Here is a 14,972-nt window from a genome sequence, read left to right on the forward strand (position 1 = left end):
CATATACATTAAGGAAGTTGTTGTGTGATAATAAATACGTTTGTACCAGCTGTATTACTAAGATAACCTAAGATGATATTCAAGATGATTGTATTATCAGCATTGGTTCCTTTCGCAATTGTTTTACCGTCCATATTCACGTCAGTAGGAAGATATCCATTTAAGATAAATGTATTCACACCTCCTGTATTTCCTCCGTTATTAGTAACTGCATTTGTCACAGCACTTCTATCACTATTACTTCCTTGAGCAATCACATTACTATTAACATTCGCATTTCCAGCCCATAGATAATTTTTACCTCCGATAATTGCCTGTGCATTCGTACCATATACGGCAAGCGTATTAGATGTGAAATCGACTACTGAAGGAATTAAATTCAATGGCATTGCATTCAATGCCATTACTCCTAAGTGATTTCTATGACGAACCGACACAAAATAATTACCATTCGCTACATTTATCGTAAGCGGCGATACTCCATCAATATCAACGATGTCTCCATCTTTTTGTACTAAACCTGCTTGACGAGCCACAATTGTTGTTGATAATGCGGCTGAACGTAATTCAACCAAAACCCAGTCAACAATTGCATCATTACCCGTACCTGTAAACACTGGTGAGCCTGCTTTTACAGTTACTCCTGTGAATCCTAAACCTGTGTAAGGTTCAGTAGTTGGTAATATTGCTGTCAAATCTGTACGCATCATACCGTCAACGTTGGCTGTGAATGGAGAGTTTACTAATGTACCTGCACCTTGTAAGAATACCTTAGCGGTAATTTTCACAGAGCTTGAAGTAATTCCTAAACCACCAAATACACTTGGTTTATCATCTAAACCTCCATTGTTAGCAATACCATCACCGTCTGGGTCAAGTGGGCTATCAATTTTACCATCACCGTTTACGTCTAATGCACCTTTACCTGCGTCAATGATGTCTTTTGTTCCATCATTATTACTATCTACATCACGATAGTCTGGTTGGTCTGTTCCATCTGTGTTTTTCGGAGCTGGGTCATTCAAGTCTCCAAATCCTACTTTCGCATCAGCCGAATCAACAATACCATCTCCGTCTGCATCTGGACCTTCTGCCACTCCGTCTTTATCAGCATCAGTAGCATTACTACCACCTTCAACTAAATCACTTTGTGCATCATTGTCAGAATCTAAATCTAAATAATCTTTCACACCGTCTCCGTCTGTATCAGGAGGAGTAAGACCACCAATTACTGGCGAACCTTGTGCATTTGGTGTTCCATCGGCGATACCGTCATTATTTGTATCTGTTCCATTGACTTCACGTACATCATTGATTCCGTCATTGTCAGAATCCAAATCTCTATTGTTTGGAATACCGTCTCCGTCTGTATCAATTGTACCTTCTACTGTATCCAAAATACCGTCGTTATCGTCATCAATATCCACATTATCAGGAATCAAGTCTCCATCTGTATCAGGTGAAGCTAAACCTCCGAATGCTGTTGGTTTGAAATCTAAACCACCATTATTTGCGATACCGTCACCGTCTGGGTCTGTTGGAGTGTCTATTCTACCATCACCATTTACATCTAAAGCGGCAAAGTTAGTTTTCAAAATATCTCCTTGAGAATCATTGTTACTATCTAAATCACGATAATCTGGTTGGTCAGTTAAATCAGTATTTCTTGGAAGCGGGTCATTTTGGTCTCCAAAAGATGCCTTCATATCAACTGTATTCATAATACCATCTCCATCATCATCTGGCCCATCAATTACACCATCATTGTTTGCATCGATAGCGGTTGTAACTCCACTTTCAAGTAAATCACTTAATGCGTCATTGTCTGAATCCAAGTCTAAGTAATCTTTCACTCCGTCTCCGTCTGTGTCTGGAGGAGTAAGACCACCTACTACTGGTGAACCTTGTGCATTTGGTATTCCATCTGCAAGACCATCGTTATTGTTATCAATACCATCAGCTTCACGAACATCATTAATTCCGTCATTATCAGAATCTAAGTCGATATTATTTGGTGAACCATCGCCATCTATATCAGCAAATCCTTCAACAGTATCAAGGATACCGTCATTGTCATCATCTGTATCAACTGCATTTGGAATACCGTCTCCGTCACTGTCAAGTGCTACAATACCACCAAAAGTTGTTGGTTTTGTATCACAACCACCGTTGTTAGCAATACCGTCACCGTCTGGGTCTGTTGGAGTGTCAATTCTACCATCAAGGTTTACATCTAATCCACCTTTACCAATTGTTACGATGTCAAATTTACCGTCGTTGTTACTGTCTAAATCACGGTAGTCTGGTTGGTCTGTGCCGTCTGTATTTTTCGGAGCAGGGTCACTTAAATCGCCCGTTCCTATTTTTCCATCAACACTGTTCATGATACCGTCTCCGTCAGAATCAGGCCCATCAACTACACCATCATTGTCTAAGTCAGTGCCATTGCTTCCACCTTCTACTAAGTCTCCAATACCATCGTTATCAGTATCTAAGTCAAGCATATCTTTCACACCATCACCATCAGTATCAGGAGGAGTAAGACCACCTACAATGATTTCACCTGTTGAGTTTGGCGTTCCGTCTGCTAAACCATTGTTATCTGAGTCAACGCCATTTGCTTCACGAATATCATTGATTCCGTCGTTGTCAGAATCTAAGTCTAAGTTGTTAGGCACACCGTCACCATCTGTATCTGTTGTTCCTTCAACTGTATCCAAGATACCGTCGTTATCGTCATCATTATCCAAATAGTTGGCGATACCATCACCATCAGAATCTGGGGCAGGTAAGCCTCCGAAAACAAGTGGTAAAGTATCCAAGCCACCGTTGTTAGCGATACCGTCGCCATCTGGGTCAAGTGGAGCATCTACTTTTCCGTCTGCATTTCCATCTAAACTACCTTTTCCTGCATCAACAATATCAAATCTTCCATCGTTATTGCTATCTACATCACGGTAATCAGGATTATCAACTCCATCTGTATTTTGAGGAGCTGGGTCATTCAAGTCACCATAACCAACTTTAGCATCTGCACTGTCAACGATACCGTCTAAATCTGTATCTGGTCCATCAGCTACACCATTATTGTTAGCGTCAACGGTTGGATAACCACTTTCTGCTAAGTCACTTAGTGCATCATTATCAGAATCTAAATCTAAGAAGTCTTTTACGCCATCACCGTCAGTATCTGGAGGTGTTAAACCTGCACCCACAGCACCTGTTGGCGAAGGTATTCCGTCCATAATACCGTCATTATTGGCATCAGTTCCATTTGCTTCACGTACATCATTGATTCCATCGTTATCAGAATCCAAATCTCTATTGTTTGGCACACCGTCTCCGTCTGTATCAATTGTACCTTCCACTGTATCTAAAATACCGTCATTATCATCATCTGTATCTGCAATATCAGGTACTCCGTCAGCATCAGAATCTTTATCATCAGCAGCAATCATTGGATTTCCTCCGAAAGTAATTTCTGCATTATCTAAAATTCCACCATTATCAGAGTCTGTATCCATTGGGTTTGAAGGCATTGAAACACCGTTTCCATTTACTTCAGCTCCATCAGTCAATGTATCACCGTCTGAGTCTGAATTGGTTGGGCTTGTTTCACCACTTCCAACAGTTAAAGAGTTTCCAATAATTGGAGCATCCTGCATACCATTTTTGTTAGCATCTTCTATTCCATCGGCTAAACCGTCACCGTCAGTATCTGCTACCGTTGGATTTGTTTTAGTTAACGGGTCTGCATCAGCTACAAAACCGATTGTGCCTAATAATGGGCCTGCACCGTCTGGGTCAGCTACGCCAGCAGTTAAACCTGCTTCGATACCATCTTTAATACCGTCACCATCTGTATCTGCTACAACTGGATTAGTTGCTCCAAAAGCGGCTAAAGGTCCTGTTCCATTTTTCTCTGTTCCGTCACTTAATCCATCATCGTCAGTATCTGCATCTAATGGATTGGTATCTGTTCCGATGTTGTAAATTTTGTCTGGGCCAACTTCAGCTAAGTCATTGATACCGTCACCGTCTGTATCTGCTACATTTGGATTTGTACCAAGTGTTGCTTCTTCTACGTTTGTCAAGCCATCTCCATCATTATCAGCGTCAAAGTCATCAGCTCCATTTCCAACTGAAGGATTAGTACCGTCTAATAATTCTTTATTATCATTAGTACCTCCGTTGTCAGAATCTTTATCCATTGGATTTGTGATTTTTCCAACACCATTTCCTGATAATTCAGCACCGTCTAATAAAGTATCACCGTCTGAATCTGGATTAGTTGCATCTGTTTCTCCACTTCCAACAGTAGCAGTCGTACCAATTACTGGGTTATCCTGTTTACCGTTTTTATTGGCATCTTCTACACCATCTGCAATTCCATCTAAATCAGAATCTGTAACTTTAGGATTTGTTTTGGTTGTTGCATCAGCATCAGGTACAAATACTAATGGGTCTGTTCCTGTGAAAGTTACTGCACCAGAAGTACCACCTGCAATTGGTGTCGTGATTCCTAATTCAGTACCATCTTGAATACCATCACCATCTGTATCTTTATTCAGTGGATTGGTTGTACCCAATAATGCTAAAGGTCCTGTACCGTTTTTCTCAGTACCATCACTCAATCCATCATCATCTGTATCAGCATCTTTTGGATTGGTATCAACACCAGCGTCATAAAGTCCATCAGCACCTACTTCAGCACCATCTTTTATTCCGTCACCGTCGGTATCATCAACTTGAGGATTTGTACCAAGAGCAATTTCTTGTGCAGTTGTTAAACCGTCATTATCTGGGTCACCTGCATAATCATCGCTTCCGTTTCCTGCTGCTGGGTTTGTGCCATCTGTGATTTCTTGACCGTCTGCTGTACCACCATCATCTGTATCTGTATCCATTGGATTAGTGATTTTTCCAGCATTCGTTCCTGTTCCATTTTTCTCATCACCATCTTTCAAGCCATCAGCATCAGAGTCGGCATTTGCTGCATCTGTTTCACCACTTCCATTTGTACCAGTTCCACCAATAACAGGTAAATCTTGTTTACCGTTTTTGTTGGCATCTTCCAAACCATCAGTAATACCATCGTTATCACTATCTGTTTTGGTTGGGTCGGTCTTTTTAAGTGGGTCTGTATCAATCACAAAGTTTGGACTTGTAATTAATGTACCTGCATAAACTTTACTACCTGGTGCAGAAATACCTCCATTTATTTTAGCGGTTACGCCTGCTTCAGTACCATCTTTGATACCGTCACCGTCTGTATCGCCATTTAATGGATTTGTTGCTCCAAAGGCAGCTAATAAACCTGTTCCGTTTTTCTCATCACCATCGCTTAAGCCGTCATCATCAGTATCTTTATCTAATGGATTTGTATCAGTTCCTACATTATAAATGCCATCTGCTCCTACTTCAGCTCCGTCGCTAATTCCATCATTATCAGTATCAGCATTTTGCGGATCTGTACCAAGTAAAAGTTCAGTTCTACCACCAATACCATCACCATCCGAATCACTGTCTAAGTCGTCTGCTCCAAATCCAGCTATTGGGTTTGTACCATCAATGGTTTCTTGTTTATCATTAGTACCACCATCGTCTGTATCAGTATCCATCGGATTTGTAAGTCTAACCAATACTTCATTACCGTCGCTCAATCCGTCTGAATCTGAGTCTGGGTCAGAAGGGTCAGTTTCATAACCTGCCGTTGGAGAAGTTCCTGTACCACCGACTGTACTGTTATCTTGTCTACCGTTTTTATTCGGGTCTTCAATACCATCTGTCAAACCGTCATTATCAGTATCATTATCCAATGGGTCTGTTGTCGATAAAGTATCTGCATCAGGAACAAAAGTTAATGTATTTGTTCCAAGAAGTGGACCTGCACCATCAGGGTCAGCTACTGGTGTAGTAATACCTTTCTCAGTACCATCTTGAATTCCATCACCATCAGTATCAACATTAAGTGGGTTTGTATCAGTACCAATAGTATAAACACCATCAACACCTGTTTCTGTACCATCACTTAATCCATCATCATCGGTATCAGCATCTAAAGGATTTGTATCAAGACCTGCTGTATAGATGTGGTCAACACCAACTTCTTTTAAGTCATTGATACCGTCACCATCTGTATCAGCATTATTAGGATTTGTTCCTAATGTGGCTTCTTCTGCATCTGTCAAACCATCATTATCGATATCAGATGCAGTAACTGTTACACTCGGAGTACATACGCCTGTTCCTTGAGTAGAAGTCACGGTTAATATTCGTGAACCCGCTGCCCCTGTTCCATCATAAGTGATTGGAATGGTTACAGATGTTTGTCCTACTGTAAGTGTTGTTGTTAACGTTCCTGTAAAGCCAGCCGCACTTACATTGAATGTTGCTGAACCTGCTGTTGTACCTATCAAATTAATGGTTACACTTCCTGTTTGTCCACCTGTACTACTATTAACAAATGTACCAGTAGAAGTAGCCCCCACACAGTTGAATGTAAAGGTTGCCATCAACGTAGTAACTGTAACTTGTGGCGTACATGAGCTTGAACCTTCAGATGAAGTAATATTCAACGTTCTGTTACCTGCTACGCCAGTTCCATCATAAGTAATTGGAACGACTACCGAAGTCTGTCCAGCCGTAAGGGTTGTTGACAACGTTCCTGTAAATCCTGTTCCAGTAACATTAAATGTTGCCGTTCCTGCTGTGGCATTTATTAATCCAATCGTTATTGTACCATTTTGTCCTGCTACTCCACTTGCTACAAATGTACCAGTAGTGGTTGCCGACGAACAATTGAACACAAACGAAGCAGCAGCATCACGATAATCTACTTCTGCCGAAGCATTATTATTCGGATAGTTAGAAGCAGGACTTGTAATACCTGCATTGACAGGCCCAAAAGCTGCATCATTAGAATCAACTGCATTATCTAAACCGTCACCATCTGCATCTATACCTGCTAATGTAATTCCAGCTTCAGCAGTATCATTACCTTGTGCATTGTCAGAATTAGTATCTGTATAATCAGGATTGTCTGTACCATCTGTGTTGACAGGCGTAATACCTACACCATAAGCGGTTAAACGTCCTTGTGCATCAACTGCTGTTCCTGGAGCAATATATCCTGCCGTTGTTTGGGCTTCAATATTGTCTGGAATACCATCACCGTCTGAATCAAGGTCTAATGAGTTGGCAATGCCGTCATTGTCAGTATCAGCACTACTTTCCACACTATCCAAAATACCATCATTGTCATCGTCTAAGTCTGCATTATCTGCAATTCCATCACCGTCTGAATCTCCGTTTACACGAGTCTGTACCGTATTTGAATTGTAGGTAGTTTGCAAATATGTTCCTAATTCTGAAGCATCAACCGTTATTCTTGCTGAGTTTCTGATAGTATCACCAGTAGCGGTTGCATTAGCATCTACATCAACTGTAAATGATAATGAGCTATTAGCAGGAATCGTTAAGTCTCTGATTGTAATACTATTTGCTCCTGCATACGTACTAATCTGTGGACTTGTAGCACTTGCCGAAAGTGAACTTAATGAACCCGAAACATAAGTAGCATCTTTGTCAAGATTATCTTCAAAGAATACCGTCATGTCTGTTGCTTCACTGTTGTTCAAAGTGAACGTATATTTCATTACACCACTTTCTTGAACGGTTGTTTTATCTACCGTTTTCTCAACAGATAAAATCGCTTTAGTTGCTACCAATACTGTTACAGGAGTTGGGTTTGCCGCCCCTGCTGTATATGGTTCGTCCGACTGATATGTATTACCATTTACCGTAAACGATGCCTGATTATTCAATGTACCTGTACTGCTTGCTATTGCTTCAGCATAGATATATGAAATACCTGCTGGTACTGTGATATTTGAAAGATTCAAATTAGCAGAATTACCATAAGCATTTGTCGTTCCAATGGTCAATGATGTTACCAATGTACTGTCTTTCCAAGTGATTCCCGCAGGAAGTGCATCTGTCAAATTCACCGTTTTAGCATCACAGTTTAAGTTTTGCAAAGTGAATTTGTACGTAAATGGTTCTCCTTGACGTACTGTTTTTGGAGATACTTCTTTCGATAAATAAACGTTATCTGGTGTGATAACTTCTGGTATTGGTGTACCACAAGTAACGTTAATATGACCGATTGCTAAATCATTGTATTTTTTCCACGATGGGAAAATGGTGTTATTTTTAGAGTATTCGATGTAAATTTCATCTATTGGAGAATCAAAGTTTACATACGCATCGCCAAGAACCGTCCAGTCCCAAGGAATAATTGAACCTGTTGCTACAATCGGGTTCGACCCAGAAAGTGTAATACCTGTCCATTTGTTCAATGAAATTTTTGGATAAATAGTAGCTCCTGCCAATTTACCATAAACACTCACAACATCTTTACCCCAAACCCAACCATCAATATCTTTCAATTTGAAATCAACTGATTGAGCAGGTTGTTTTGTTGTCAAATCCGTAGTATTTACCAACTCAATTTTTGTTGTAATTTTTGAAGTTGGTTGGTTATCATATCTTGGAATGAATAAATAATTACCAAGACTTACTGGATACCAGTCATGCGTTGGTTGATACAACATAACGTTGTTAGGGTCACTCACAGTAACTTTCGCTGACTGTCCTCCGCCTAAGTTATAATTCTTAGTTGAAGTACCCCATTGCCACCAATCAAATGGAGCAAATGACAACCAATTCAATGTTTTACTACCACCAGTACAAAGGTTTGTCAATGGTGTAGTATTTCCAGAAAAAGTAATATATGTATTTGCATTAGCAGGGAAATCATAATTTACTTCAAAGATTGTTCCTCCTACGTTAGTCATCGGTACTGAACTATAAGTAGCCATTGATGAAGTAGTTGAAACCAACATATATACAGGCATTCCTGCATTAAAGCCAAAACCTGCTGCATCAAACTGAACTTTTGAAGATTCAACAGTTCCTGTTTCAGTAGCTTTCCAAACACGGTTGAGACGTTTGTCGTTGCTCGGAGGAGGAGGACAAGCACCTGCACCAGTTGGGAAGGCAGCAGTACCAGTTAAATTATTATCACCAAACATCAAAAATGTTTTGTCAGTATCAAACGTTCCTGTATTGGCAGCATTTGTAGCAACAATCTGATTATCAATACCAATCGTAAGAATTGTACTTGATACAGAACGAGATTGTTTTTGGTTTAAATCTTGACAGTCATCACGACCAATACCAAATACATTTGCGTCAAAATCTGTGGCAGTGCCTCCGTTAGCTAAAAATACGGTTGCTCCTGCACCTGATAAGTAATTGTGATTGAGCGTCACACCATATTTAATACCAAGGTAACTCTGAACTTTTTGGATTTTGGCATCAGTCATCGAAGAGTTTTTGTAAACAATCATCTCCATGATGTCTCCATTAAACATTTCGCTACTTGCTAAACCGTCGTTTGTAACATCATTACCCAACCAGAAATTAGTAGCGTTATAGAAGTAATTTCCATTACCGTTATAAGTAGTTTTATTACCATTCCACCAAATATCCTGACTTGTTAATCCTGCTGCTCTTTTAAGATTGAAGGTATTAATACCATACAAAATATTAAGGTTAGCAGATGGGTTTGTCAAATATGGATCATAACCACCTGTTAAATAAACCGATGGGCGACCTAAATACCATTGTGGGTGTGTAAGGTCTCTTGCAAAACTATACAATGCTCCCCAGTTTGATGTATTATTCACTTTAGACATCGCAAATACAACCAATGTATCAGTCCCAGATGCAAACTTTGGTACACCAAGTGTGTTATATCCACCATCATAAGAAACTGATGGGTTGAAGTTGAAACCACTATTTTCTTTAAATTCTGGTGACGTTGCAAGTGAGCTTGTAGATAATTTAGTATGATTATTACCATTACCTGAAGCATCTTGCCACGAAATCACATCTTGTCCATTCGTCGTTGTATTAGTACCTTGGTTGGCTTTCAACCACAATTGTAAGCCTGTTGCTACACAACCTGGAGCTGTAATATCATTTCCGAAGGTAAAAAACTGACCACTTGTAAAGTTTACATCAGCATAAAGGTTACCATTTCCATCTGATAAAAGAGCTATCTCTTGAGTACCTGCTCCAAAAGTTGCAGAACTACTCACTAATAGTCTATCAACTCCTGACGGTACCGTTATACGTACATCTCCAATAGTACCTGTTTCGTTTATAGTCCACACACGATTCATTCTATAAAAAACGCCTGCTGGTGTAAAAGTCGTTGGTGTATAAGCAACGGCATAATCTTTTGTCAGACCATTGTCGCCTATCATCTCGAAGCTTTTATCAGCCGTAAAGTTATTGGTATTAGCAGCATTTGTAGCAGCTAAAGCACCATTACTCACAGTTACGAATCCATCAATAGTCGAATTTGATTGCTTTTGATTTAATCCCTGACAATCATCACGAGCGATACCGAATACATTATTATCATAATCAGTAGCAGTTCCACCATTGGCAGCATACACTGTTGTTCCATCACCGCTTAAATAATTGGCTGATAATGTTGAACCGTACTTGATTGCTAAGTAGCTATCTACTTTTTGTTTTTCAGTTGCACTAAGGTTTCTGTCATAAACAACTACCTCATAAATTTTACCTTTCCAGATTTCTACGGCTTCCCAACCACCAATAGTAAACATACCATCGCTTGTTCCTCCGTTACCCACAAGGGTGAAATCCATATTTGCAAAATCTTGTGCATTACTATTAAGTCTTAATTGACCTCCTCCATTTGATCCACCAGTCCAGTTCCAACCATAAACTTGGTTCAGATTGGCAGTGATTTTTGTGGCATGGTCAACTTGTGGGCCTGGTAAAACACTACCATTCATCCACATCATTAAACCATCATTCAAAATTCCCATGTGAGGGTTGTCAATTCCAAAATCGGCAAAGTTTTCGTATCCACCGTTATCTATCTCATTACTACCCGCCCCAAAAACACTGGCAGATGAAGTTGTTGACATGAAACGTGCTAATTTGTATTCTAAGTGGTCATTTACACCATCGAATTTCAAATAAGGATTATAATTACTCGATTTGTCAGCCGTTTGTAACGATGGTTCTTGACCCGCAGTTGCTTGAATTACGTCATAACCATTAACTTGGTCAGCCCATCTTGTTACTGCTGTTGTTCCTGTTACGCCTGCATCAGCTTTATACCAAGTAGTAAGATTGGCAGCTACGCAACCAGGTGTTACTAAATAAGCTCCAAAAGAATAATAATCATTATTATTGAAATCAATAGTTGCGGTATAATATTCAATACCTCCTATTGTTTCGATATTCATGGCAATCATACCATCTGAACCATCAAAAGTAGCATCTGTACTACGTAAAAGATTTATCTGAGTAGCGTTACCTGGTACATCTGATTTTTGAAGGGCAACTTTAACAGAACCAACTGTTCCTGTCTCTTGAATTTTCCAAACACGTGTAATACGATTATTCATCGCACCAAACACAAATGGTGTTCCGAAAGCTGCAGTTCCATTATCAGAACCAGACATTTCAAAAGATTGATTGGCAGTAAAACCTGCTGTATTGTCAAGATTAGTTGCTGCAAAACCAGTAGTTGAAATAATAGGTTGAAGACCAGCAATTCCTGAAACAGACTGTTTTTGCAACAAATCCTGACAGTCATCCCGTCCAATACCAAATACGTTATTATGGTAGGTGGTATTAGCGGTTTTATCCCAAAACTTGATTAATCCATCACCTGCAATATAATCTTGAGAAATGGTTGTTCCGTATTTAATCGCCATATACGAATTAACTCTTTGCATTTCAGCATCAGTTAACTGGCGGTCAAATACCATAACTTCTGGGATTAAACCTGTATATTCAGCATCACCACTTGAACCTACAAAAAGCCCATTACCAAATTGAGCATTTTGGTTAGCAGATAATGTTGTATTTTGTTTAAATCCATTTACATAACTAATAATATTATCTGAACCTCCTACAATATTATTAGATGTCAATGCTACAAGGTTTCCACTTTGATTGGTAATACCAGTTCCTAATGAATACAATGTAGCCGTTCCACCATTCCACTCTCCGTCAATACTTGACCAAGGATTCCAACCATTTGGCGATACACCATCTGTTTGAAAGTCTATTGCAGGATAGTTTCCATCAACGCCCATTCCCATAATACCATCCAAATCAACAGTATTTGTTCTACGGTCAACACCGAGCCCAATCATTGAGAATGCAGAAGTATTCGGCAACAATCGAGAAAGATTGTACAACTCATCTAAGTTATCAAAACTTAACGTTGGGTTGAAGTTTACTAAATTATCATTAGTTGTATTATACAGTGTTGGCTTCTGAACTGCCGAAGACTGACTTACATTAAATGAAGGGTTTGCTAAATTTGTCCAAGTAGTAACAGCACTTCCGTCAGCTCCTGAGATTCCTTCATCAGCTCTAAACCAAGCCTTTAAGTTTCCTGTTACACAACCTGGCGTTTTGTCAATACCAACCCCAACATTTACAGAACAACTACCAGACCCTTGTGAAGAAGTTACACTTAAAGTGTGTAATCCATACGTACCACTTCCATCATAAGTAATTGGAAAAGTTACTGAAGTCTGTCCAGCCGTTAGGTTGGTAGCATACGTACCAGTAAAACCTCCCCCAGAAACTGTAAACGAAGCTGAGCCAGAGGTTGCTCCAGTCATATTTATTGTTACATTTCCTGTTTGTCCACCTGTACTATTTGCGGCAAATGTGCCAGTTGCTGAAGAATTAGTACAATTAAATGTGAATGAAGCAGGTGGAGGCGTTGCATTGGCAACTAACCAACCTTGCGTTTCTACTTCAATATCAGTTTCGCCAACGGCAGGAGTGCTACAATTAGCACCTCCTTGAAAAGCCAAGTTTCGACAAAAACGATAAGTTGTATTTGGCTGAACACTATAATATTGAAAATTTCGAGTTCCACCATCAAGGTTGGCACCTAAAAATGCAGGAGTATTGCCAGCAAGCGAACAAGAAGTATAAGTAATCGTTGCTGCAGCAATACACGGACTAACTGATACGGCTAAATGTCTTACCGCCACACGTGTTTCGTTTGCACCTGTTGTATAGTTTGTACAAAACTCATAGGCTTTCGGAGAACCACTTACATCAAGGTCAAATGCTTCTAAATCTTGTTGAGTGTAAGTTCCACCATCCCATGCAGAATGAGCGGCTGTAATACTTGTGTAAACATTTTTATCACAAGAAGTTCCGTTTGCACAATTACATGGAGATTGTGGAACAATGTTTCCGTAATAACCGCCATAGGTGTTCGCAAGGTCATTACAACTTGAGCCTACGGTAGTTTTTACAATCACAACATAATCAGCATTTGGGGTAAGTCCTATCCATTCAGGGTTTAGTGAATTGCTCTCACTTCCGCCGTGACTTATGCCACCATTGTTTACTGTTGGTGCAATGGCTGTACCTGTACAGGCATTACCCGCATAAGAGTATAATGCAAATTGTCGAGAGTTTGAGGTATTATCCAGACAAGTCTGCCCACTAAAAAAACCAGCCGTAATTTGTAATCCATGAAAAAAGCCCAACTGTCCATTAGCATCTGCTTTTACTTTCCATGACTCAGTTATCACCGCACCAACTCCTTGCGTTCCTGCATAAGGTTGTGCAGTGAGATTAGAGTAGTTGGTTGTAGCTTTGGTCAAAGCATTCGCATTATGTGTTGTGGGAATACAAGACAAACTTGCAGTATGACTTGGAACCTGTGCCGTAATACTACCAAGCCCAGCAGCCATCATCATGGTTAGTAACGATGCTCTACGCAAAGTCATTGAAAAGGAACGATACTTTAATCGTCCTAAAACTACCAAGAGCAATACTCCCATAGCAAGCAGGGCTGTATTTTGTTCTGTGGTGTTTCCGCCTGTATGCTCACTGGCGTTTGATGATTGTACAGAACACAAATTGATTTGTGCTTGTACAACTCCTTGAATTTGTTCGTTTTGCCATCCTTGCTTAGGCACAGGAGTAAGACCATTATCCGAACTATTCGGAAATGCTTGAATGATGGTCAGAACGGTGGCAAAAATGAGTAAAAGAGTCTTTCTCATAGCTCAATTATTAAATTTTAATACAATTACTATTTTAAAACAGCTCATTGTCAGCTACTTATACCAACAATTGCTTCTCAGAATTAACAGAAAGAAAACACTTCTAACCTGTACTAAAATCAGTAAGGTGTAACTGATACGATACTCTAATACAACTTTTAAATCTATATTTTAGGCTTCTCAATAGGCTTTTAAAGCACTTCTCAGAATCAAATAATTGAGTTTTTTGTAAAGATTTAAGCAAATAATACCAAGACTGTAAATAAAAAAAACACACAAACTCAAGACTACGGAGTACCGTGTCCTGTGCTTGTGTGTTGGTATCTAATTCATTGTAAGAAAATAAACGTAAGGCAATTTTCCCACGAGAATCAACTATGGCGGTAGTTGTTTTACTCATTGTAATTAAATTTTTAAAATATGATAGAATCGTCAAAAAAAGACAATAGGATATAACTAAGCCTTGAAGGGCTTTGAAAATTTCAAAACATGATAAATCCTACTTAGAAATTGTACTTTCGGAGATTAATAATATTAAAACCGAACTTATAAATGTATAAATACTTGGGCTGTTGGATATAAATTAATGGTTAAGTAACGATGGGTCGTGAAATGAAAAATCCTCATAAAATCACTACGGCATCAATTAAATCTCTACCGTTATGATTTCATGAGGATGCTATAAAAAATCCAATTGCTTGGACAGTCAACAATCTCAATCTAATTGCAATAAATGCAAAATCTTTTTAGCGGAAAAGATTATATTCTAAAAGAACTTTTACTTGATAAGTTATTACACAAATTACGTGCCGA

At 39.3% G+C, this 14,972-nt stretch carries 2 protein-coding genes; both read right to left on the minus strand.

The window, feature by feature from the left end; translation table 11 throughout:
• Positions 1-8: 8 nt before the first annotated feature.
• Entirely contained in the window at positions 9-14,159 is a 14,151-nt protein-coding gene (locus VB796_RS01220) for a hypothetical protein (RefSeq protein ID WP_323344685.1), read from the minus strand.
• A 103-nt stretch (positions 14,160-14,262) separates the two neighbouring features.
• Positions 14,263-14,559, minus strand: a complete 297-nt coding sequence (locus VB796_RS01225) for a hypothetical protein (protein ID WP_323344686.1) — start codon at positions 14,557-14,559, stop codon at positions 14,263-14,265.
• Between the last annotated feature and the right edge of the window lie 413 nt (positions 14,560-14,972).

This window comes from Arcicella sp. LKC2W, assembly GCF_034931005.1.
Taxonomy (GTDB): domain Bacteria; phylum Bacteroidota; class Bacteroidia; order Cytophagales; family Spirosomataceae; genus Arcicella.